This is a genomic window from Paenibacillus fonticola DSM 21315, from assembly GCF_000381905.1.
GTDB classification, from domain to species: Bacteria; Bacillota; Bacilli; order Paenibacillales; family Paenibacillaceae; genus Fontibacillus; species Fontibacillus fonticola.
Genome location: NZ_KB907262.1, coordinates 50101 through 73820, shown reverse-complemented (window position 1 = coordinate 73820; position 23720 = coordinate 50101). Strand labels below are relative to the sequence as shown.

At 47.8% G+C, this 23720-nt stretch carries 22 protein-coding genes; 3 read left to right on the top strand and 19 right to left on the bottom strand.

Translation table 11 applies throughout. From position 1 onward, the window contains the following. Positions 1-208: 208 nt before the first annotated feature. The 4 genes from lpdA to pdhA all read right to left on the bottom strand — a co-directional run bounded on the left by lpdA (position 209) and on the right by pdhA (position 5110). Positions 209-1624, bottom strand: a complete 1416-nt coding sequence (gene lpdA, locus G358_RS0118055; protein ID WP_019638650.1) for a dihydrolipoyl dehydrogenase — start codon at positions 1622-1624, stop codon at positions 209-211. A gap of 4 nt (positions 1625-1628) precedes the next feature. Further along, positions 1629-2936: a dihydrolipoamide acetyltransferase family protein gene (locus G358_RS0118050; RefSeq protein ID WP_019638649.1), complete on the bottom strand. Its 1308-nt coding sequence runs from the start codon at positions 2934-2936 to the stop codon at positions 1629-1631. A gap of 26 nt (positions 2937-2962) precedes the next feature. Next, positions 2963-3940 carry an alpha-ketoacid dehydrogenase subunit beta gene (locus G358_RS0118045; RefSeq protein ID WP_019638648.1) on the bottom strand — a complete coding sequence of 326 codons (978 nt, stop codon included), beginning with the start codon at positions 3938-3940 and terminating at the stop codon, positions 2963-2965. Positions 3941-4036: 96 nt separating this feature from the next. Further along, on the bottom strand, positions 4037-5110 hold the full coding sequence (gene pdhA / locus G358_RS0118040; RefSeq protein ID WP_019638647.1) for a pyruvate dehydrogenase (acetyl-transferring) E1 component subunit alpha: 1074 nt from the start codon (positions 5108-5110) through the stop codon (positions 4037-4039). 254 nt (positions 5111-5364) lie between these two features. On the opposite strand from pdhA, the gene G358_RS0118035 reads away from it, so the two are divergent. The 3 genes from G358_RS0118035 to G358_RS0118025 all read left to right on the top strand — a co-directional run bounded on the left by G358_RS0118035 (position 5365) and on the right by G358_RS0118025 (position 7709). Then, positions 5365-6093 carry an alpha/beta hydrolase gene (locus tag G358_RS0118035; protein WP_019638646.1) on the top strand — a complete coding sequence of 243 codons (729 nt, stop codon included), beginning with the start codon at positions 5365-5367 and terminating at the stop codon, positions 6091-6093. 190 nt (positions 6094-6283) lie between these two features. Then, positions 6284-6925: a thiamine diphosphokinase gene (locus G358_RS0118030; protein WP_019638645.1), complete on the top strand. Its 642-nt coding sequence runs from the start codon at positions 6284-6286 to the stop codon at positions 6923-6925. A 262-nt stretch (positions 6926-7187) separates the two neighbouring features. Next, a complete protein-coding gene (locus G358_RS0118025) occupies positions 7188-7709 on the top strand; it encodes a C40 family peptidase (RefSeq protein ID WP_019638644.1) in 522 nt (173 codons plus the stop codon). Between the two features lie 163 nt (positions 7710-7872). Here the strand turns inward: G358_RS0118025 and G358_RS0118020 are convergent, their stop codons facing one another. The 15 genes from G358_RS0118020 to G358_RS0117945 form a co-directional block, all read right to left on the bottom strand. After that, complete coding sequence (locus G358_RS0118020) at positions 7873-8550, bottom strand: winged helix-turn-helix transcriptional regulator (RefSeq protein ID WP_019638643.1); 678 nt, start codon at positions 8548-8550, stop codon at positions 7873-7875. Positions 8551-8657: 107 nt separating this feature from the next. After that, positions 8658-9737 carry a MoeB/ThiF family adenylyltransferase gene (locus tag G358_RS0118015; RefSeq protein WP_019638642.1) on the bottom strand — a complete coding sequence of 360 codons (1080 nt, stop codon included), beginning with the start codon at positions 9735-9737 and terminating at the stop codon, positions 8658-8660. 69 nt (positions 9738-9806) lie between these two features. Then, complete coding sequence (locus G358_RS0118010) at positions 9807-11354, bottom strand: ABC-F family ATP-binding cassette domain-containing protein (RefSeq protein WP_019638641.1); 1548 nt, start codon at positions 11352-11354, stop codon at positions 9807-9809. An 89-nt stretch (positions 11355-11443) separates the two neighbouring features. Beyond that, positions 11444-12424, bottom strand: a complete 981-nt coding sequence (locus G358_RS0118005; RefSeq protein ID WP_019638640.1) for a hypothetical protein — start codon at positions 12422-12424, stop codon at positions 11444-11446. Beyond that, entirely contained in the window at positions 12411-12986 is a 576-nt protein-coding gene (locus G358_RS0118000) for a hypothetical protein (RefSeq protein ID WP_240480061.1), read from the bottom strand. Before G358_RS0118000 ends, G358_RS0118005 begins: the two co-directional genes overlap by 14 nt. A gap of 9 nt (positions 12987-12995) precedes the next feature. Beyond that, the gene (locus G358_RS0117995) at positions 12996-13415 is read right to left on the bottom strand and encodes a hypothetical protein (protein WP_019638638.1); all 420 of its coding nucleotides are present in this window, start codon (positions 13413-13415) and stop codon (positions 12996-12998) included. Between the two features lies 1 nt (position 13416). Then, positions 13417-13908, bottom strand: coding sequence for a hypothetical protein (locus G358_RS0117990; protein ID WP_019638637.1), 492 nt, complete (start codon positions 13906-13908; stop codon positions 13417-13419). 20 nt (positions 13909-13928) lie between these two features. Beyond that, entirely contained in the window at positions 13929-16052 is a 2124-nt protein-coding gene (locus tag G358_RS0117985; RefSeq protein WP_019638636.1) for a hypothetical protein, read from the bottom strand. Continuing rightward, positions 16042-17853: an ATPase, T2SS/T4P/T4SS family gene (locus tag G358_RS0117980; protein ID WP_019638635.1), complete on the bottom strand. Its 1812-nt coding sequence runs from the start codon at positions 17851-17853 to the stop codon at positions 16042-16044. The genes G358_RS0117985 and G358_RS0117980 overlap by 11 nt, the downstream gene beginning before the upstream one ends. Before the next feature lie 2 nt (positions 17854-17855). After that, positions 17856-18701, bottom strand: a complete 846-nt coding sequence (locus G358_RS0117975) for a P-loop NTPase family protein (RefSeq protein WP_019638634.1) — start codon at positions 18699-18701, stop codon at positions 17856-17858. Further along, positions 18698-19384 carry a hypothetical protein gene (locus G358_RS0117970; RefSeq protein WP_019638633.1) on the bottom strand — a complete coding sequence of 229 codons (687 nt, stop codon included), beginning with the start codon at positions 19382-19384 and terminating at the stop codon, positions 18698-18700. Before G358_RS0117970 ends, G358_RS0117975 begins: the two co-directional genes overlap by 4 nt. Before the next feature lie 220 nt (positions 19385-19604). Beyond that, on the bottom strand, positions 19605-20501 hold the full coding sequence (locus G358_RS0117960; protein WP_019638631.1) for an SAF domain-containing protein: 897 nt from the start codon (positions 20499-20501) through the stop codon (positions 19605-19607). A 1-nt stretch (position 20502) separates the two neighbouring features. Further along, the gene (locus G358_RS30410) at positions 20503-22026 is read right to left on the bottom strand and encodes a serine/threonine-protein kinase (RefSeq protein WP_019638630.1); all 1524 of its coding nucleotides are present in this window, start codon (positions 22024-22026) and stop codon (positions 20503-20505) included. A 179-nt stretch (positions 22027-22205) separates the two neighbouring features. Next, positions 22206-23234 (bottom strand): 23S rRNA (cytidine(2498)-2'-O)-methyltransferase RlmM, encoded by a 1029-nt coding sequence (locus G358_RS0117950; RefSeq protein ID WP_026342334.1) that lies wholly within the window; start codon positions 23232-23234, stop codon positions 22206-22208. Positions 23235-23337: 103 nt separating this feature from the next. After that, entirely contained in the window at positions 23338-23688 is a 351-nt protein-coding gene (locus G358_RS0117945; RefSeq protein WP_026342333.1) for a cyclic-phosphate processing receiver domain-containing protein, read from the bottom strand. Positions 23689-23720 lie beyond the last annotated feature (32 nt).

Sequence of the window (23720 nt, the reverse complement as noted above, 5' to 3'; positions counted from 1 at the left end):
CTATAGTTACATCTTAACATTATCAAAACAACTCTTGGTATATTTTTTGTAATTCTTTTAAGTGAAATAGAGTTATAAATGTACACTTAATTATTAATGGTTTCTTTATGGTAAAAAAAAAGAGCTGCCCGCAGGTTTATGCAAACCTGCAGAAGCAGCTCATCCATATGCTTAGGAGTTTGTGTAACTCTTAGGAGTTACGTGAAAATTAACGAGAAATAATGTGGATCGGTTTGCCTTCGACAACCTCTGCCGCTTCCATCGCGATTTCGCCCAGTGTCGGGTGAGCGTGGATCGTCAGGGAGATATCTTCAAGCGTCGCGCCCATTTCAATCGCAAGCGCAATCTCAGTAATGAGGTTGGATGCTTCGATACCTACGATTTGCGCGCCGATGACAAGATTGTTCTCTGCGTTGGCAACAAGCTTCATGAAGCCCTCAGGATGATTCAAGGAAACAGCACGGCCGTTTCCGGCAAACGGGAATTTACCCGATTTTACTTTAATGCCTTTCTCCTTGGCTTCTTTCTCGGTCAAACCTACGCTCGAGCATTCTGGATCGGTGAAAACAACAGCAGGAATCGCTTTGTAATCCACAACAGAAGGCAGTCCCGAGATAGCTTCAGCCGCCACTTTACCTTCGTAAGAAGCTTTGTGAGCGAGTGCCAGACCAGGCACGATATCGCCGATCGCGAAAATTTTCGGATTGGATGTGCGTCCTTGATGGTCAACTTTAACGAGGCCGCGATCGTCCAGCTCAACGCCTGCCAGATCAAGACCAAGCTCACCATCTGTATTTGGACGGCGTCCAACTGTGACAAGCAGGTAATCCGCCGTAATTTCTTTGCTTTCACCGTTAACTGTGTATTTAATCGTAACATCTTTGTCAGTTTGAACTGCACTTTCCGCTTTTGCGTTCGTTACGATCTCGATACCTGTTTTCTCCATGCTCTTCGCCACAAGACGGGTCATGTCTTTGTCAAAGCCAGGGAGAACCGTGTCAAGTCCTTCAATAATCGTTACTTTGGTTCCGAATTTGGACAGCATTTGTCCAAGCTCAGCACCGATATATCCACCACCGATTACAACGAGGCTTCCTGGAAGTTCTTGAAGCTCCAACGCTTCAGTAGAAGACAGGATGCGCCCGCCGAACGGGAATGGCTTGAGTTCGACCGGACGGGAACCCGTTGCCAGGATGCAGTTTTTGAAACGGTAACGAGGTGCTTCGTAATCATTGAATACGCGAGCTTCGTTCTCGTTGATGAACATCACTTCGCCATTGAACACCTCAACTTTGTTGCCTTTCAGCAAACCGCCAACACCTTGGGTCATTTGCTTAACAACGCCGTTTTTGAATTCTTGTGTTTTCGAGAAATCTACTTTTACGTTCTCCACGGAAACCCCGAATACATCTGCATTTTTTGCAGACTCATATTGGTGTGCAGCAGAGATCAAAGCTTTAGAAGGAATACAGCCGCGGTTCAAGCACACGCCGCCGAGTTCCGATTTATCGACAATCAATACCTTTTGTCCGAGCTGGGCAGCGCGAATGGCTGCCACGTAACCGCCGGGACCTGCACCGACTACCAGTGTATCAATATCGAGAGAAGCGTCTCCTACGACCATGTTGTTATACCTCCATTACGAGCAGCTCAGGGTTGGAGAGCAGCTCTTTGATATAGTTCATGAAGTATTGAGCAGTAGCACCATCGATCAGACGGTGGTCAAAGCTAAGGGACAGAGCCATAACCGGAGCTGCGACAACTTCCCCGTTCTTCACAACCGGCTTCTCGCTGATGCGGCCAGTTCCGAGAATAGCTACCTCTGGGTAGTTAATGATCGGAGTAAAGAACATACCGCCGGCAGAACCGATATTCGTAATCGAAATGGTGCTTCCTCTCATTTCGTTAGGAGCCAGTTTGCCTTCGCGTCCGCGGGCAGCCAGATCGCGAATCGCGTCTGCGATCATCCAGATGCTCTTACGATCCGCATCCTTGATCACCGGAACGATCAGGCCGTTGTCCGTATCGGTTGCAATACCGATATCGTAATGCTTTTTGTACACAATTTCGTTGTTCTCTTCGTCGATCGAAGCGTTAAGCGCAGGGAATTGACGTGCAGCCGCAACGAGCGCTTTGACGATAAACGGAAGATAAGTTACTTTCGTGCCTTTCTTCTCGGCGATCGGCTTCATACGCGTGCGGAACGCTACCAGCTCGGTTACGTCAACCTCGTCCATGATCGTAACATGAGGAGCTGTGTATGCAGATTTAACCATTGCATTGGAAATCGCTTTGCGGATGCCTTTGAACGGTACGCGCTCTTCTTCGGCGCTTACGCTTACCGCTGCAGACGCTGTTGCAGCCGGAGCTGTTTCTTCTGCTTTCGCGCTGTCTTGAGCAGGAGCTGGTGCGCCGCCGCCGCTCAGGAATGCTTCCACATCTTCGCGCGTAATTTTGCCCGCTTTGCCGGAGCCTTGAACCTGGCTCAAATCTACGCCCTTCTCGCGAGCGAATTTGCGCACGCTTGGCGTAGCCAGGACTTCACGGTTAGGTGCCGCTGGAGCAGCAGCGCTGTCTTTGCTAGCCGCAGGATTCTCGGTTGCCGGAGAATCTTTCGTTTCCGCTCCGCCTTGAGCTGCATCGGCCTCTTGCGCGCTTTGCTCTTCCGAAGCGCTTTCTTGCTCTGGAATGTCGCCTTCAGCGTCGATAACGGCAACAACTTGACCTACGCGGAACACGGCGCCGTCCTTACCGAACACCTCTTGCACCGTACCATTTACCGGACAAGGAACCTCAACGACCGCCTTGTCGTTTTGCACTTCCATAATAATATCGTCGTCGGTTACTTTGTCACCGACTTTGATATGCATTTTAATAATTTCGCCTTCGTGAAGCCCCTCGCCAAGCTCAGGGAAACGATATTCAAATTTAGCCACCTGGAAGACCTCCTAGTTCATTAAGATTAAAATTCGAGTACTTTATTCACTCCTGCAATAATCGTAGCCGGAGACGGAAGCCATTGATCCTCGATTTGCGCGAACGGATAAACAGTATCCGGCGGAGCTACGCGAAGAACCGGCGCTTCCAAGTGAAGGATCGCTTTCTCGTTAATTTGGGCGATGACCTCTGCAGCGATACCTGCAGATTTTTGAGCTTCTTGAACGATAATCGCGCGGTTCGTTTTCTTCACCGATTCAATGACGGTGTCAATATCAAGAGGCACAAGCGTACGGAGGTCGATTACCTCTGCCTTGATGCCGTTTTTCTCAAGTTCTTCTGCTGCTTTAACCGCCGTGTGAACCATCAGGCCATAGGATACGATCGTTACGTCAGTGCCTTCGCGAACGACTTTCGCTTTACCGATTTCAACCGTGTATTCGCCTTCCGGTACATCTTCACGGTAAGCATGATACAAGTTCAAGTGCTCCATAAAGAACACAGGGTCGTTATCGCGGATTGCGGAAATCATCAAACCTTTAGCGTCGTAAGGGTTCGATGGAATTACTAATTTAATACCCGGAGTTTGCGCGATCAAACCTTCCAATGCATCCGTGTGAAGCTCAGCCGCTTTAACGCCGCCGCCGAACGGTGTACGGAATACGATTGGAGCGTTGTAGCGGCCGCCGGAACGGTAGCGCATGCGGGCTGCCTGAACAACGATTTGATCGAGTGCTTCAAAAATAAAACCTACGAACTGGATTTCTGCAATCGGGCGAAATCCTTGAACACCCAAACCGACCGCCATACCGCCGATAGCGGATTCTGCGAGCGGCGTATCGAATACGCGCTCTTCGCCGAAATCTTTTTGCAAGCCTTCTGTAGCGCGGAATACGCCACCGACATTACCGACGTCCTCGCCAAAAATCAGAACGCTAGGATCACGTTCTAATTCCACGCGCATCGCATCACGAATCGCTTCTTTTAAATTCATTTGTGCCATTAGATTCATATCCTCCTCATTAAGAAACAATCAGACTTTTACTGCCGAGCACTCATTCATTCATTCATTCATGCTCTGTAGGCCCTGCTCTTCGTCTTACTGGAAATCTGCTTTTTGCTCTTCTAAATGTTTAGGTGTAGTTTCGAACATGCTATCGATCAGACCAGGAATGGTCATTTTTTCGGTTTGTTCTGCTTTCTTGATTTGCTCGTTTACAGTCGCTTTTGCTTCTTCTTTGACGCGAGCTGTATCTTCTTCGGTCCACAGGCCTTTTTTCTCCAAATATTTAGCAAGACGGGCAATCGGATCCTTCTCGCTCCACTCGCCTTCCTCTTCCTTCGTACGGTACTTAGAAGTATCGTCGGACAAGGAGTGCGGACGGTATCGATAAGTAACGGCTTCAATCAATGTTGCGCCTTCCCCTTTAAGAGCACGCTCTCTAGCTTCCTCAACAGCACTGATTACAGCGAAGACGTCCATACCGTCGATTTTCACACCGCGGATACCTGCTGCAACCGCTTTGTGCGCGATCGACAGAGCTGCGGTTTGTTTGGAGAACGGAGTAGTAATCGCATAACCGTTGTTTTGCACAAAGAAAATAACCGGCAGTTTATAAACTCCAGCAAAGTTGAGTGCTTCGTAGAAATCGCCCTCGGAGGAACCTCCGTCACCTGTATAGGTGATCGCGACTTGCTGCTGCTTCTTCAATTTATAACCCATGGCGATCCCCATCGCATGGAGAACTTGGGCACCGATAATAATTTGTGGCATAAGTACGTTAACGTCTTCTGGAATTTGGCCGCCATGCTGATGTCCACGGGAATACAGGAACGCTTGGTACAGCGGAAGACCGTGCCATACAAGCTGAGGCATATCGCGGTAGCCCGGGCAAATAAAGTCTTTCTTATCCAATGCGAACTGACTGCCAACCATTGTAGCTTCTTGACCGGATACAGGCGCATAAAATCCAAGACGGCCTTGACGCCCCAGGTTAATCGCTCTTTCATCCCATGTACGGGTAAATACCATACGGTACATTAATTCTTTCAATTGATCATCACTTAAATTAGGAACTTTATCTTTGTTAACGATTTCACCGTCCGGCGATAGCACGGACAAAGCTTCGACTTCCTCTGTGTACACTTCATAAGGAACCCTGCTCTTGCTCATTTTCTTCACCTCGACAAAAAATTTGATTATCATGTGCTGCTGTTATAGAATTATTATACATCTGTTGCACTGAATAAGTCAAAGATAATCCGGTAATTTGTACTTTAAACTTATTTTTGTATGTATAACAGACAAATAGAAATACTATAACAGACAACCATTTTACCGCATGACAAATTTACAGCCACAGTTAAGGTAATCTTATCTTACCAGGTATTCAAAAGCAAAATGCTAAGACAGGAGCGTGTAATAATATGACGGATTCGCGCTATTTAAAACGAACGATCGTCAAGGAGGAAATTACGAGCAAATACTTGGGGGAGAAACGTTCGCTGCGTATTTATTTGCCCCCTGGATACAACGAATTATTAAGCTACCCGGTCATATATTGTCAGGATGGCGAGGAATTTTTCAATTATGGTCGAATCGCGACTCATGCCAACCGCCTCATCCTGGACGAAGATATCGATCCTTTCATTATCGTAGGAGTCGAAGTCGATACATCGGTCCGAACAGAGGAATACGCCCCCTTCGGAAACCGTTTTGACGCCTATATTTCCTGCTTTACTGAAGAAATTATTCCCTTCGTGGAGAACAATTATCCAGTACGCCGCGAACCCGCTGAGCGAATTCTTGCTGGCGATTCCCTGGGGGGTACCATTTCGCTGCATATCGCTATGAAAAATCCTGAACTGTTTTCCAAAGTGATCAGCTTGTCGGGAGCTTTTTACGAGAAAACCCAGCAAATCGTCGAGGCAGAGACGGACTTGTCCTTCCTTTCCTTATATATGATTGTGGGCCTTCAAGAGGATCATTACACGACGGATACAGGTACGTATAATTTTGTGCAACTAAACCGCACGACAAAATCACTATTGGAAGCGCGCGGCGCTCAAGTCCAATATTACGAAAAAAACGGCCAGCATCTTTGGGGATTTTGGCAAAACGAGCTGCCTGATGCTCTAATCCATTTTTTGAAATAATTCAGAAAAAGGGGTTCGCTTCCCGCAGCTCATGATGACGCTTTCATAGTTGATGTCTCTGTCTGCTCCCTCCTCTCCTTTCCGGGATCATTACTGAGTCCATTGTAGTCTGCTCTGGCAAAATTGTGCAAGCATGAAATCTGATTTATACTGGAGATGGGCATGTTCCCATAGGAAAGGAAGTAGAGAGATGACATTACAACGAGTACTTATCTTTGCAGGCGGCAATACGAATACTGCCTATTTGGAAGAGATTCGTCCGGGTGACTTGATCATCGGCGCAGATCGCGGCGCCCTATTTCTGGTGGAACACGGAATCCATCCGCATATGGCCGTTGGTGATTTTGATTCCATTAATGAGGAACAATTCGATCAAGTGAAAAGCGCCAGCGGACAATTGATTAGCTGTGATCCGGTAAATAAAGATTTGACTGATACTGAATTAGCTTATGTGATAGCGATGGATAGGCAACCTGCAGAAATTATAATGATGGGCGTCACCGGCACGAGAATGGATCATACGCTAGCGAACATTCAAATGATGCTAAGGGGATTACAGCATCAAATACCGAGTGCCATATATGATACGCACAACTATATTACGCTTACCGGCTCGAGCAGTGTCATTCAGGAGCGCGGCTTCACTTATGTATCGCTGATTCCGCTTACGCCGGAGGTAACCGGCATCAGCTTGGACGGGTTTATGTACCCGCTGGACAATGCAACGCTCCGCATGGGACAATCCTTGGGCATCAGCAATCGGCTAATACAGCCGGAAGGAACCGTCCGCATAGAAAGCGGTCTGCTGCTGATCATTCAAAGCCGGGATTAACGTTGTTAAGAGACAAAATTGTAACTATTTATTTTTAAGCTAAATTAGCACATAACCCTTGATGCGACAAGGTTTATGTGCTTTTCTCTTTTCATATCAATTGTTCTTTCTTAATTTTTTGTAAACTTTAATAGTTTTTTAATAAACTCTTGCAAAGCCATGGGAGGCAACTTATCCCGCGAGTTTGGCAAATTATAGCTTGTTTTAAACCTGTTATACTTCAAATCGAGCCGGTCAAAAAAAACTTTGGAGGTATAACAACATGAAATTTCATACTTTATCCCAAAAAGTATTGACAGTAGGCATCGTATCAGCTATTGGTTTTGGTACTTTGCTTGCAAGTGGAGCAGGCACAGCACAAGCCGCAGCTGCCACTCAATCCGTAGAGAGCGTAGCTGTTTCTAAAGGAACTCAAGTCGTCAACTTCGGAAAAAAATATATGGGCACACCTTATAAATTCGGTGCTTCCACTTCGACAACTAGCGTCTTCGACTGCTCTTCTTTTATGAAGCATATTTTCAAAAAATATGGAGTTAATCTCCCGCGTACATCTGCAGCTCAATCTAAAGTAGGAGTAGCTGTTTCTAAAAAGAATTTGAAGGCAGGGGATCTTGTATTCTTCTCTAGCGGCAGCCGTTCAACAGGAAAAAATATCACTCACGTAGCTGTCTATGTAGGCAATGGCAAAATTTTGCACACTTACGGCAAGCCTGGCGTTACAATCTCTGATTTGAACTCCGGAACATGGAAAAGAACTTATATTAAAGCTCGCCGTGTGCTCTAGTACAGAATCCCCATTAAGTCTACGAAAATAAGGGGCCTTCCCATAGCAGATATTGTTCTGCTATGGGAAGGTCCCTTTTCCTTGCAACTTTTCCTTACTGCGTACATTTTCCTTACTTATCGCTTACTTATCGCTTACTTATGATATTCCTTACTTCGTGCATCTAGTGCATCATATACCCTGTGCCTCTCACCGTATGAATGAGCTTTCTGGCCTTGCCCCGATCTATTTTCTTACGTAAATGCCGCACATATACATCGACGACATTCGTCCCCGTCGCGAAATCGTAACCCCATACCTCCTGAAGGATATCCTCACGATGGCATACCGTGTTCGCATGTTTACTTAGATATACGAGCAGTTCGTATTCTTTCGGCGTTAATTTGATTAACTGTCCCTCCCGGAATACTTTGCGGCTTTTCGGCTCAATGCGCAAGTCTTCAAATACAATCTCATTCGGCAGTCTATCGTCCATTCTTGCAAACAATTTAACCAGGTTGCCTATACGCGCATCAAGCTCCAAGAACGGTACGGAGCCATCAACGACATCATTCACTCCAGCGGCAAAAGCCGATACGAGCTGCTGTGTATTCCGCTCAAGCAGCACCGCCAAAATCGGATAAGGATATCCCCCTTCACGCTCCTTCAGCATGCTTAGAGCGTCGAGCCCTGACTCCCCTATTTCAATTAGCAAAATATCCGGCTTCTGCTTAGGAAGCTGCCCTTCCGGCAAATCAAGGATGCGAATAACTGACACAGCATAACCGGCCTCTTTTAACTGCCTGTGTAATCGGCTCTTTTGCGGGAACTCCCCTCCGGCCGATAAAATTTGAACCTCCATTGTTTCCCGCCCACCTTCTGCATGAACATCCCAGTTATATTAATTAAGATGGACAAAATGCAATCAAACCATTCCGAAAAAATCGAAATGGTTTGAGTTAGGGTCTATTAGCCAAAGTACCGGTCATACAGCACCTTGGCTTCTACGATATCCTTCGTACCATGAACGAGCGCTCTTCCGTCCTTAAACAACACCAGCCTATGTTCGCCAACCGTAAATGAGAGCAGAAATTTATTATATTCTGCAATCCCCTCATGAAGCTTCTTTAAAGCTGCGGCTGTCTCCTCCAAATTCCATTCCCGCGGATGTGCCGGACGGATTTGTACCGTATCTCTGCCGCACAGCACCTCCGTCTTTCGTGAGCCCGAGAAAGATAAATAAGGATATACGGGCTGAGAGCCGCATGAGGGACAGTCCGCACGCTTGGCTGCATTCATTTTGAGGGACGCTTGCTCATTGCGCCACAAGTCAAAAGTCAGCAAAGTACCGCGCAGGCTTTCCCTTTGCCCTGTCAGCAGCTTCAAGGCTTCCGTTGTCTGATGGGCAACAACCGTCTGCACGGCGGGCGGAATAATGCCAGCGGTATCACATGTGTCTCCGCCAAGAGGAATCGAACCGAGCAAGCAGTTCAGGCAAGCGGTATGTCCTGGCAACACGGTGTACGTAATTCCATAGCTGCCTACACAGGCCCCATAAATCCACGGAATGCCCTGCTGTTGAGAAACGTCATTGATAAGCATTCTCGTATCGAAATTGTCCGTTGCGTCCAATATCAACTGTATTCCCGGCAGCAGAGAGTGAATTTCAGCATACGTCACGTCCATGACGTGCGCCTCTATAATCACTTCGCTATTGATTGCTTGCAGCCGCTTTCTGGCAGCAATCGCTTTGGGCAGACGAAGCTCTGCGTCTTCCTCAGCAAATAACTGCTGCCTTTGCAAATTGCTCCATTCCACATAATCACGATCGGCAATGACGATCCGCCCGACGCCGGCCCGCACTAACGTTTCCGCAATTCCGGTTCCCAGTGCGCCGGCTCCGACGATCAGAACGGCGCCCTCGGCCAGCTTGCGCTGTCCTTCCACACCGATCATGGCAAACCGTTCCTGCCTGGAGTAACGGTCTGACCGATCCCGGGTGCCTGTCAATCCTTCCCCTGCAGAGGATACAGCATGAATACCCTGCATTGTGTCGACTCCTTTCGCTCTAGGCGCTTTAATCGGCAAGTTGATTAAGTTCAAACGAACGTATGTCGCTTACCGCATTGACCACTGCTCAACGTCCCACACTTTCGTCACCCAATCCTCATAAAAATCGGGCTCGTGAGAGACGAGCAGCACAGTGCCTTTAAATTCCTTCAACGCCCGCTTCAGCTCTTCTTTAGCCAAAACATCCAGATGGTTTGTTGGCTCATCGAACAATATCCAATTCGTTTCCCGCATCATCAGCTTGCAAAGGCGGACTTTAGCCTGCTCACCGCCGCTAAGCGCTCTTAGCTGGCGGGTAATATGGTCATTCTTCAACCCGCAGCGCGCCAGATGAGCCCGCACTTCATGCTGATTAAGATGGGGAAACTCATTCCACACATCATCGATCGGCGTCGCATTTCCTGCCTTAACCTCTTGCTCAAAATACGCGGGATGCAAAAAATCGCCCTGATACGTTTTTCCGCTGATTGGCGGAATTTTGCCCAAAATCGTTTTTAACAGTGTCGATTTACCGACGCCATTGCAGCCCACGATAGCGATTTTCTCGCCGCGTTCAATCGTCATCGACATTTTCGGCAGCAAAGCATGCGTATATCCGATTTCAAAATCGACGCCTTCAAACACCGTCTTTCCGCTGGCTCGCGCTTCCTTGAACCCGAACACCGGTTTGGCCGCTTCTTCCGGCTTGTCGATCCGATCCAGGCGATCCAATTGCTTTTCACGGCTTTTAGCTCTGCCGGAAGTAGAATACCTGGCTTTATTCCGCTGAATGAAATCCTCTTGCTTCTTAATATACTCCTGCTGTTTCTCATAAGCATCAATATGCTGATTTTTATTGATATCCGCCATTTCCAAAAATTTTTCATAATTCGCAGAATAACGGGTTAACTTGCCGAACTCCAAATGATAAATGACGTTCACAACTTTATTCATGAACTCGGTATCATGGGAGATAAGCATGAACGCATACGGATAGTTCTGTAAATAATTCGTCAGCCACTGGATATGCTCCACATCCAAATAGTTCGTCGGCTCATCCAGCAGCAATACAGTCGGCTTCTCCAGCAGCAGCTTGGCCAAAAGCACCTTCGTCCGCTGGCCGCCGCTTAATGAGGCTACATCGCGGTCGAGACCAATCGCCGACAAACCGAGTCCATTCGCCATTTCCTCCACCTTTACATCGATCAGGTAGAAATCGCCGATATCCAGCTGCTCCTGGATTTCGCCCATCTGCTCGAGCAGCAGTTCCAGCTCTTCCGGAGAGGCATCAGCCATTCGCCCGGTAATTTCCATCATTTCCTTCTCCAGCTCCAGCAGCGGGAGAAAAGCATCCTTTAGTATGTCACGAACCGTTTTTCCGGGAGTCAGCTTCGTATGCTGATCAAGGTATCCGTATCGGAGCTTTGGAGTCCACTCGACCTTGCCCTCATCCTTCAATACTTGTCCGGTCAATATATTCATCAAGGTTGACTTGCCTACTCCATTCGCTCCGACAAGGCCGACATGCTCTCCTGCCAGCAGGCGGAACGAAACATTTTTAAACAATATGCGGTCTCCAAAATTGTGGGAGACATTCTCAACAGTTAATAAACTCATATTGGCTACCTTTACTCCTTCTATATGACATTCAAGAACCTATTTTAGCATAAGAAGGAGAAGGTCTGAAACAGTTTTTATACGAAGGCTTATGGACAAGCTGCTTCATAATAGCCATTTGCCGCAGCGTCCCGCCGATTTGTAAATATTCGTTCCCGATTGTACGTTAGCGGGCACGTATCTTTGAAGAAATATTTAATGCCTGTCGCTTCATCAGTTCCTCCAATCCACGAACGCTTTTGCATGAGGCGTCCTCCCCCAAATGCAAAATTATTATAGTAACGATCACCTACCGGAATGCCCTGCAAAAACGCGATAATTCCGACATCATTTATACTATTATTCCATTGTTCCTGTGCAATGACAGGGAGTGTAAATACATAGTCCACTCCAATTCGCGCCGCGTATTCATTGTGCCGGTTCATATACTCGGCCAGGCTCTCCTCCAAAGCCCGCACTATCGTAGCTCTGCGAACGGCATCAAACAGCTCGGGGTTTTGCAATAATGGAATGGAGGCGGAGTTCTGCAACTCCCTTTGCCTGCCTCTAATCCATTGACCATTGCGGATATCATATGCTGTCACTTCATCATCCAACGTAAATGCGATGCTGTTTCCCAACTGATCCATATACACATACGGCTTCTTCGCTCTAAAGCGATGTGTCCTTTCCTGCGTTAAACTTTTATTATCCGCCTCATCCTCGACGGCATAAACAGAGTACCCATCGTACTCAATGACTACTACCGCCGGGATATACGTCATGAGCATGCCCTTGGCCAGAGGATCGTCCTCAATGCCAAAATTCACAGCTAGCGTAGTCATTAGTGCGGATACAGCCGCCTCTTTATCCGTCCTCATAAATTTCGAAGAACCGTATCCGCTCTCGAACTGCTGCAGCTCATTTAAATTGAGCGAAGCAGCTGCGTCCTGCACCGCAGTATGTAAAGCAGATGTATAACGGAGCTGCAGGCTATGAGCTTCCCGCAAATCCTGGGTATGCAAGTTCAGAGCCCATAGTACAGGCGTAACGATTAACATGAAAACAATCGACCAGTCAGTAATCTTCATTAAGTACCATTCCTCCATAAGTGAAGGCATCCGGGCCGCTACCGCTTGCCGGACCGTACAGCAGTTCATTGAAAATGGTGTACGGGGTCCGGCTTAAGGCTGTAATCGTAACCGTAAAATAATCGCTGACTTCCATTAAATATACCGGCCCCGCCCCCGACTCCAGTTCCCGTTTCCCAACAGGCAACACAGCAGGTTCCGGGAACAGCTGTGACAATATTTCCTGACTGTAATGCGCCTCATAATGAATGCTGAACCGATCCAAAAAGGTGGAAGAATCGGCGGCATCGCCGTACTCAGGATGGAATTTCTTATGCCGGTGTTCGAGGTCAATCCGGTACTCGCTGCCTGATTCCGCAAGCTCATAGACGAAATCATTGTACATCTCCTGCGTTACATACCCTTTATTTCTAACCGCATCAGTAAATCTTACTAACGTATTATAGGCCGCCAGCGCACGGTAATCTTCTTGACGATGCGCGGACTGAACCGCCGGATACAAATAGACTAGAATTACAGCCAATATTGCCGCTGTAATTTTGGATAGAGCATTTGACATCATACAGCTCCTTCATTGAATAAAAAACGAAATGATTCGCATACTGCCATCAGCATTGTATTGGGCATGAACCCGATAGCTTGCCTTCATGACCAAACTCGCCGAAACTCTAGCTGCAACGCTATCTTGGATAGACACGTCGTCGCTGCCCATTCCTTCGAGATCGATCAGGGCACCGTCAATCTCTACAATCGTCCCCTGCCGGCCAAGCTGCCGCAAACTATACATCAATTCCAGCCCAGAATACTGTTCATGCTGCGGTGAGATCCCTATCGTGGAATGTATGCTGTCCTTCTGTCCTTGCGTAAACAGAATCAGCGTGTTCAGCACCTCATCCTGAAGCCTGGCCTGCTCCAATATAACCGATGCCGCCCCGACGCAAAGCACGGAAGAGGCGAATAGCCACAGCATTCTGTTTAAAGCGGCAGACATATTAATAAATGACCGTCGTCTGTGTAAATATAATGCCGCGGACGACATTGGAATTGTCCTTAATGACGCTCGCTTTAAACTTTCCGCTCGGATTTACATATTCGTCAAGAACTTCATTCCAGGCATTGTTAATGTTCCCTATCTTTTCGCTAATGACGGCCCCATAGTCCTCTACCGCCAAATTATCCCCTACCCGCAGCACGTTGCCGTACCATTGTCCCTTGCCATTTTTTCCGGTTTTGACCTGAATGCCAAACTGCTCCCGGTCTTTAAATTTCCGCAGGGCATTCGTTACTTGCGATCCGCTCACCGTTGTATCGTCATACACCGTAAACGAGGCTTGCGATAGCTCGGTTTGAATGTCGGAAAAGTTGTTTTGCGCCGTCTTGGTTGCCTCCTGTGCCGATACAAATAAAATGACTACGATCGTAATAAGCGCAATGGTCAAAAATATGCCCGCTGCTACTTTCAATGCCGATGACGCGTTATTCATTTTTATTTCCTCCCTGATATTTATAATTTTTGAATTTGCTCAAAATACAAGTCCATCTGCTTAAAGCTCATCCATATTAAAGGAGTGACCAAGTAGGCAAACACCAGGCTGTACATCGGCGTAAACCCGATCATGCGCCCAAGCCCGGCCCGAGTATCCAAAGATTTCTCATATTCCAAACGCCGCCGCTCAAAATGGAAGGACATTTCATCCTCCAAATCGTCAAATGCTTTGGCGATTGTAATTTTACCGGCTGCCAGCAGCAGCTTATCTGCCAAACGCTGAAATTCCTCCAAGCCCACCCCCTCTTTCATTTTCTCCAGTGCAGCTTCAGCACCCTGGCTGTAATTCAACAGACATTCTTCAATCGGCGCTTTAAAAATTACGGCATAAACGTACAGCCATTCCAAAATCTCCTCGACCGAAATACGCTCCAATTCCTTAAAGATTCCGATCATCGTCATAAATTGATAAATTTCATGCCGCATATCCATCAGCCTCACTTTTTTGTGAAACCATAGCATCCATAAGGGAACCCAGTATGCGACAGCTCCTGCTGCCAAAGCGAGAATGACTTCCCACCATTTTAAATATTCGTTGTTGCAACGGTTCAATTTATCAATGATCCGATTGGCAAGCAGCTTTATATTTTCCGGGCTCATTGTTTTCCCTTTGAGCAAAAGCGCCTTTTCTGCCGAGTTCAAGGCTGCTTCGTAACTGACCTTTGCCGGCATGTTCAGGCTTTCCATGGCCATCCTTTCTATCTCCAGCGTTTCCCGGGCCTTGTTCTCCTCAGATAAGGTTGCTTTGCCGAAAAACACCGCATGCTCTGGAAGCTCGCTCATGATTCTGTGCTGTGAAATGATATGAAGGGATACCGCTAACGTCAATGTAAGCAGGGAGCTGGCCATAAACAGGCTCAGTCTTCTTAATTGAAACCACTCCACCCTCATCTTAAGATTCGTATCCTTAAACAGCTCGGTGAGGCGATAGTAATCAAAGGACGAGCCCGGCGGGACAAACCAGCGAACAACGATACGTACCGGTGTAAGTTTATAGAACCGCGCTTCCCACGGCATGAGGTCAGGAGCTGCCCGATATAAGGTCTCCTCATCATTTTTTAGTTTTTGCAGCAGGATATATGAGATTAATATAATTACAAATATTAATATTTTTATGATGATGCCTGCTTTGCTCAAATAAAATTGGTCCATTAGCGGAAAGTTTTGTCTTGCCCACATTTCGATCGGCTTCGTAAAAAATAGCGGAATCAGGGCGATGACATGCAAGCCTTTCAGCAAATAATCCAGTTTGTTGCGGCGTATCAGCTCCAAATGAATCTCCTGCGTTAGGCTGGAGATCGCCCGCAAATAGATGGAGCCCTTCTTGTCCGCTGCGCCTTGTTTGCGTGCTCGTCCCGCTTTGTTCTCCATATCCGCTTTATCGCCATAATCCAGCACTAAGCTGGATATACCGGCAAACGCCTTTAAATAACGATTCGGAGCAGTCTCATAATATTGTTCCAAAGTTACTTTCTGCTGCGGAGACAACAGCGCCTCATTGATGCGATAAGCATGGGAGCCGATCTCTTCGCCCAGTCCCTCCGCGGCCTCCTCAATCGCTTCAATTACCATATTGTGCCGATGGTAGGCGTGGCGGACAGAGGCAAAAAATTCGAGCATTTGCTCCAGCAATTTCGTCTCGATTCGATTTACGAGCCCGTCAAGAAACAGTCCTTGCAGTACAGCTGCCGTAATTAATAGAGTAAGAAAAAATATAATATTGGGATTTATTACAGTAAGCACAGCAATTCCGGATCCAAATACGAGAAAGATCGTATACACGAACAGCATCGTCTTCCTGCGCAATTCAAATTCAGCATACATATGCATCAAGGACAATCTGCTGCGGACTTTAAGGACGTAATATCGCAGCGGAGGGATTTTATTGAATACGGCATAGGACCTTAACAGGACGGCAGTGATTAGATTACGGACAAATGCGCGTAAGCTGCGATTACTGCCACTGTTTCCGGGCGCCTCATCCCTTTCATGGCGCATCAGTCTCTGGGATGCCATGTACAAGGCAAGGAAGAATAGCAGGGAAATAAAAAACACACCGATTAATGCGGTTTTAAGCTCCAATTTCTTCCCTCCAATAGGCGTCATGAAATCGTTCAAAGGCGATGCGGTCTTCCTGTGCCATCTCCCGGGCCATCTCTTCCCTCATTTGCCTCGATATCGGCTCTACGGACACATACTCCCCGTTCCGGTATTCCAGAACTACACGTTCGCGGTATCCTTGACCAATACGATCGCATTCCGTAATCTTCTCGATATATCGCTTTCCCGACATATCTCTGCGCAAATGGATATCGAAATCGATCACTGTGATGACCTGTATTTCGGCAACAAGCTCGTCGCGAAACATGCCTGTTTTCAGCAAGGAATTGCGCAGCGACTCTATTAAGTCGCGGAACGTTTTGGCATGATGCGTAAACAAAGTGAACAGACTGGCCACCTGCGCCATTTGAATCATCCACGATGCCACTTCATCGCTAGCTACTTCACCTAGGATATTGACTGTGCCGTCCGTTTTCTTCTGCAAGTCCAGTCCTGCCTGTCCGGATATATACTCCGTTTCCCGAAAGGTCAAAATATTTCTCGTGCTGTACAACTTCCGCAAGTTTAGTTCAAACGACATCTCTTGAACTCTTAACGTATAGGAAGGATAAATATATTTGACCAAGGCCATCAGCAAAGTCGTTTTTCCTGATCCCTGTGAACCGGTTATGGCTGTAATCCGGCTGCCTTTCATTAGAAATTTCAGCAGCTGCACGGGCAGTTTCGCATTTTCTCCTTGGACTAGCTGTTCCAGCGCTACGCTTTTCAAGTCAAACTTCCGCAGAAAGAAAGCCCACGATTCCGCAAACGGCGGGCGAACAACAACCACTCTGGCGCCATCCTTCATTTCATTCACCTTATAGCCATTCGCTTCGGATAACTGCCCCGGCAAATTGTATTTGTAAATGTTCTGGCAGACCCTTTTTAGCTCCGCATCATTACCGAAGGTAAGAAATGACAACCGCATGCTTTTACCTTTATAAAAAATCCATACACTGTCCCAGCACCTGGAAATATCGCGGCCATCCTCATCCCCGTCGGCATCCATATTATTTATCAAATCTGCTCCTGCCCAATATTCGCTATGCAGATCCTCATCGTCCAATACAGATACCCCATTTACACCACCGCTGACTCCATCAATGCGCTGCTCGCGAATTTCATCGATGACCGAAAATCCCTTGTATTGCTGATAGATCCGCTGGGCAAGAATATCCAGCTTCTCCCGGAAATCAAGTCGCCGATATTCCAAATAGAACACTTCCTCAATGTCATCGGCTGTGACTTCATAATGAAACGAAAGATGATCCCCCGCTGACGGCTTCTGTTCATCGAGTTGATACGTCTCAATAAGCATCGCCAATGCTTCGTCACCGTACCGCTGGGTGTACAAATACAATATAATGTCAAAACGATCCTGGGCGGACAACAGCTCCCGCTGATCAAACGGGATATAGTGCCCGATTGTATTGTCATTCATCCCGCAGCCGTTCAATAACAAATCTTTAATGTATGATTTTACATACCGTTTATCATGGCGGTCGCCCCAAGTGCATCCCCGCAGAGCCTGACGCAGCTCCGCCCTGCTCTTCAGCTTGCGGCTCCAGGCTTCTTCGCTGATCCCCCAGTCATTTACCTGCGCCCGGCTCAATTCGTGCAGTTGGGATTTGACATATTGTATTAATGTGTTTATTGACAATAACTCCTCTACCGGTTCAGCCGGATGCCCTTTGGGTCCAACCGTGCGGGCTTTGATCCAAACATATCCGATGCCCAGCAGTATAATGAGTACGATTCCGAGCAGGTTCACGTATGGATTCACGATTAAGCTCCTTTCTCTTTACCGTTCATCACTGGATGATTGCTTTGCTCCTTCTTGCCCAGCACGAAGCGAACCAGCTCTTTACAGCTAAAGAGAAACTGCTCCCGCTCATATCCACGTCCCTTCAACAGCCGGTAGCGCCGAAAAAAAGAAATGATGTCCTGTCCATTCCAGGCGTCGTTGAATTCGGTATGATACGGAATACCGATCATCGGGATTTGACTATGATAACGACGTTTAATATTTTGCAAACTCCACTTGGATAATGCGTCGTATTGATGGATGACAGCGACGATTGGAACAGGATGCAATAACGAGTTGGCTGTATTGATTTTTTTGAAGAATGCATCCATTTCCACCCGGTTTTGCCTCAGTACTGCTACGATCACATCGTCTGGATGCAGCATAGCTGTATAGCTTAACGCACTGCTGCCCGATAGCTGCAGCACTACAAAGTCATACTGTTGTTCAGCCATCTGAATAATCGCAGCAAACTCTTTACTTTGTATCAATTCCCACGGATCGCTGCCGAATTTCGGGCCAAAAGCTATATCCAGCCGCCCCTGCAGCAAAGGATACGTATAATCGGCAATGGCAGCCTTGGAAAGCCGTTCACTTTCTGCCAGCCGCAGCAGTGCTTCCATCCCATGGTCACGAACAGGTGAATGAAAATAATCCTCCATTTCCTCATAACGCGGTGGAAATCCTTCCTCTATTCCCGTTCCGCTCTGTCCGCAATTTGTCAGCAGCAAATGATGGCGGTCGTGCAAACCTGCCGATACGCCAAAAGCAGCAGCAACTTCGGCAGATCCACCGCAGCCTGAATCCCAAAATACAACTTTACTCATGCCCGTCTCCTCTCCGCTATGCGAAATGCTTTTCTTACCGTTTTAAATTCCCAGCCGGCGAGCTGGCTTATCAACTGCGTAATTGCCCGCTTATAAGTCCGGGTGATCCGGTGCATGCGCAAGGTTTGAGCGTGGTCGTTCTCCACTTGAACGACAGCGTTATTTTCGTCCCACGGTATCCGTATATCCGTTATCATCCAATCGATCGGCAAAGGCTCCATGAAACTCATAACATAGGGTTCAGTTACATAACTATCCATCGTTCGCGTAAACACCGGAAGCACCTGCATTCTTTGCAAATGCGGCCACGTCGTAAACAATTTACTGAAAAAATCAAAGCTATGGACGATTTCATAACGATCATAGCTGGACACCCAAACAATCCGCTCAGCACAGTTCCAAATCCATTCATTTGTATTCGCAACGAGGTTTACATCGTATAAACAAAAGTCGTAATTTTCATCTGCATCGACAAGCGCTGGCGCTCCTGCACGAGCGACATCGAAGCCATTAAATTCTGTGATATCCAAGCTTTCCGTTATGCCGCCGATGCAATACCGATATTTTCCCGCCTCCGTCGCGTCGACGAGCAGCACCCGCCGCCCTGAGGAAGCCATTACTTTACATATGTAAAGCAACAAGTCACGCTTATCTGCTGTCCCGGTAAATATCCACCGTATCATCGCATCATCTCCTTTAACTTGAACTGAAACCGGACATAGCCAAACTTCTCTGGATTAGCTTTATGGATGTGCATAAGTAGAACTATTAAACTGGATGTGAGGCAAGTAAATAAAATGTTCCTACGACCGCTGCTGCTCCCAGATTTCTTGGATGGTATAAGTTCATAAGAGGTAGAAATCCCTTGGCTGTATTCCATTTTTTAGTTCACCTTAGTTTGCTTTATGGATCCAGCTTAAAGCTGTCATCAGAGGATGATGCCGAAGCTCTTACCGGCTGATTTGTTTTATGTCCCGCAAATTCAGCTGCGCTCTGCGGAGATACGACTAACAAATCCGCTTCAAGCACCTGACGCGCAGCATTTGATAAGGCAAGCTCGGCGCGCGCGATAATATTAGGGTCCTTCTTAATGAGCTGCAGTACAGATTCATTGGCCGGATATGTCGGTATCGCCTTGGCCTGCAGCTGCGGCTCTACGTAAGCGAGCGCGTAGATCGATGCCTTATGTAAATAAGCGTCTACAATCGCACTGGATAAGGATAAAATTTCGAGCTCATCCAGCATTACCGTCACTGTTCCGCCCGCTAAACGCTCTATTTTCTTTTTTGACAACAGGATGTAATCCTGGCCGGTAGGAAATTGGATGCGCACATCAACGATGTCGTTTTGTTCCAGTACGGCTGGCAGCTGGACGAACCCCATTTCACGCCATCGCAGATCGTGTGTTGTCGGCTCATCCTTATACAGCAGTCCCTCCGTTAACAACGTACGCTTCGATAAAGAAATTTTGGCGCTTTTTCCTGTAATATCTTCCTTCAGCTTAATAAAGTTAGCCGGCACATGATCTGCGGACAGCTCGGACTTTATTACATCTTCTGAACGAATCGGATGTCCTGCCGATATGTCCCTGACCAGCAGCCAGCCTGTAACCGTCTTGCGCGCTTGTTCCTCCTGCAGCTGGCGGATTTGCGCCTCATATTTTTGCGTGATCGCTGTTCTCATCTCATGAGATCGCTTGCTTTGAATAACTGCATAGCCGGCAAACAATACGCCGACAATTGCGGCCCCGGTGACTCCCGCATAAATTAACTGTCTCGTCCGCTGCCTTAGTCTGGCCATTTTAATGACCACTTCCTTTCCATCGTCTTCTCTTAAATACACTTCTGCCCACTGGTGGGGAGAGCTCAGCAATAGAATGAGCACAGGCTTTCTTTATTGCAGTTACTGTCTCTTGCCCGGGATCAAATGGATCGCTCTCCGCAGCGATCATATATACCCGCTCCGTTGCTAAATGTTTGCGCAGTCTTCTTACAGCAGCCGCATTTCCTAACGGAACCAGGCATACCCATTTTCTTCTTACAGCCTCGCCGATCCGCGAACCGAGAACCATCGCCTCTTCCTCTCTCCATTCAGCGCCGGAAGCAACGATAACCGGGAGGTCCGCTCGCGTGAACTCCTCCAGCCATTCTTTGCGGTTAGCCGAACCGATATCGCATACGACGAAGTCATAGCCTGCCGCAAGCAGTTCAATCCACTCCGAGCGTGCCGGCTGGCGGATATAATCGACAGAGTTGATTTGAAAGCAGGGCGGCGACGAGGCTTTGCCTGCCTTTGTCTTCCCCAGGACGATCGATTCAAGCCTGCGGAACGCTGCTGATTTCGGTTCCAATTCAACGATGGCTACTTTTCTTGCATAACCGGCTAGCGTGTGGGCCAGTAAAATAGCTGTATGCGTGGTGCCGACTCCCGGACTGACCCCCATGACGGCGATCACCTGGCAGCGAGCTGTTCGGCTCACTGAATTTGCCATTCCTTCCGGTAATTGATTCCTGTCTATCATCAATCCCGCCGCTAGCACCGACAGCTCGCTGCTTACTTCCGCCGCAGAAGCATATCTGTTCCCTGGATCGCTCCGCAGCAGACGATAAAGAACAGGAAGCAAGGGTTCATAACCATGACGACGCAGCAGCAGGGCCGCTTCCTCTGACCAGGCGGTGTGTATAGTTCCCGTCCCAAGGAACAGCAGCACCGCTCCCAAGGAATACAAATCCGTTCTGCAGTCGCTTTGTTTTCCGCCATACTGCTCGGGGGCTGCAAAGCCTACCGATCCGATGAGCACCGTATCCTCGGCCTGATTTTCCTTGTACCAGCGCGCAATCCCAAAGTCGATAAAACGAATCTCACCGTCGGAATTCACGAGCAAATTTGCAGGCTTCAAATCCCGATGAATAATCGGCGGCTGACGGGAATGCAAGTAGTGCAGCCCTTCGCAAATTTGCAGCCCGAATCCGATGAGCATTTGCAGCGGTAAAGGCTGGCCGTGTTTGGCTGCATAGCGATCCAAATGATCCCCTTCCACATAATCCATTACCAAGTACAAATGTCCTGTCTCAGCATGGGCATAAATATCGATAATTGTTGGCAGCCTGGGATGATCAAGCGCGATCAGCAGCGCTGCCTCTTCTTCAATAGAACGATGAATATGAGGGGAAGCCGCCACTTCCTTCATCGCCCATACTTTGCCTGGGAGCTTCAAATCGGACACGAGATATACCCGGCTCATCCCGCCGGCGCCAATGATGCGCTTCACCTCATATCTTTGGGCTATAACCTCGCCGGCAGCCAGCTCTCGTATAAAGGGCAACCGTAAACCTCCTTTCTGCGCACAAAAAAAGGAAAGTCCCCACACTCTGCGCCCCGGTATGACCGGAGCAGAATGAGGGGATGCTTTCCCTTCACTGGATAATGTATAATTTTGGAATCAGTATAAGATATTGAGAGTCAATTTGTAAAGTGTTTTTTGCAAACAATCATTTAATGTCATTAATACTTAATCATATATAATGTAATTTCATCCCGGTTGTGGAACAGCTGCTTTGCCCTTTGTACCTGCATCCGGGATCGCTCAAAAATAGCGGTGACCTCTTGAATTAGCGCCATAGGCTTCTTGCTGAGCAGCTTTACTGTAACGATCGCCGTTCCGCCACTTTCTAGCGCATACAGCAGTTCACTCACCAGCTTTGCGGTCAGCTTCGGACTCCAGCTCATATCACATACGAACAGATCGAATTGGTTGTCCTTAAATTTTACCTCGCCGGCATTTTTCCTTAGTATGGTCAATTGCGGAGAGGATACTAGGGATGGATGCATTCGCGCCGGATCCACCGCCGTGACATTCAGTCCCCGTTCCAATAAAAATGACGTCCAGCCGCCAGGGGCAGCCCCGATGTCCAGCGCCTGATGAAAAGCCGTGAAGTCGATGCCAAATACCCGCTCCGCTTCAAGCAGCTTGAATTTCGCTCGCGAAATTTGCCCTTCTTCCCGCTGAAAACGGACGGCGCCCCCGTTCCAGTCCGATATGTTATACGCAGGATGGGATACGCCTGCAAAAATGCAATCCTTTGACGCAAACACAGAAATAATGTATTCCGCATCCCGCACGACGAATTCCGCGCTTAATTCCGTTAGCCTGCTCTCCAGCATCTCCTTCAGTTCAGCTGCGCTGCCACTCCAAAGGGCCCCCTCGGATTTTCTGGGCTGAATTGCTATTTTGGAGCCGCGAAGCCGCGGATCAGACGATAGAAAATGGACGAGTTCGCCGATCCAGTCTGCTCCATCCTCATTTTCCTGCGCATTCCACAGCCAATCCACATGAAACAGATGGCGTAAAAAAATGGGAGGATGATCTGCAACGTTAGCGAGAACCTGCTCCGCCTGCTGCGGCAATAGGACATACATCACTTCGCCCGGAACAACAATTGTGCTCTTAACGGCACCGAACATGCGGCGCAGCTCCTCCTGCGCATACGGCGCAAATCCGTGATTGGCCGTGCAAATCCAATGGGTATTCATATGATGGCCAGGATCACCTGGTTCGTTCTCATTCCTGTTCAACGTCACCAACCCCCAGAAGTAATAACCGTATTCGATAACGGCTTAACTCATCTTTTCAGCTTTACTTGCGTGTACTTCTTCTGGTCAAGCTCTCGATTTCATCCAGACGATCAAACGGAATGGGCCCGTTGTGCAGGATGACGCATTCCGGCTTGTTTTGATGCAATATTTCATACATGCTCTTTTTTCCAGCCATACTGGAGGTGTGCAAAAATATCTCCCGTGGATAAAGCCCTTCGCTGGCAATGGCTGCAGCCACTACAGCTCCCGTCTTCTCCCCCGGTCCCATATCGAAATCCAGTGACAAAATATCGACCTCAGTATTTCGCAGCAATTGTATGCATTCATCGACGGTCCTGACTAAAGTAAACCCGGCAGGACAGCGCCGTAAATCATCCATATAAACATGAATCAATGTTCTTCTTCCTTTCCCGCGGAATTTCA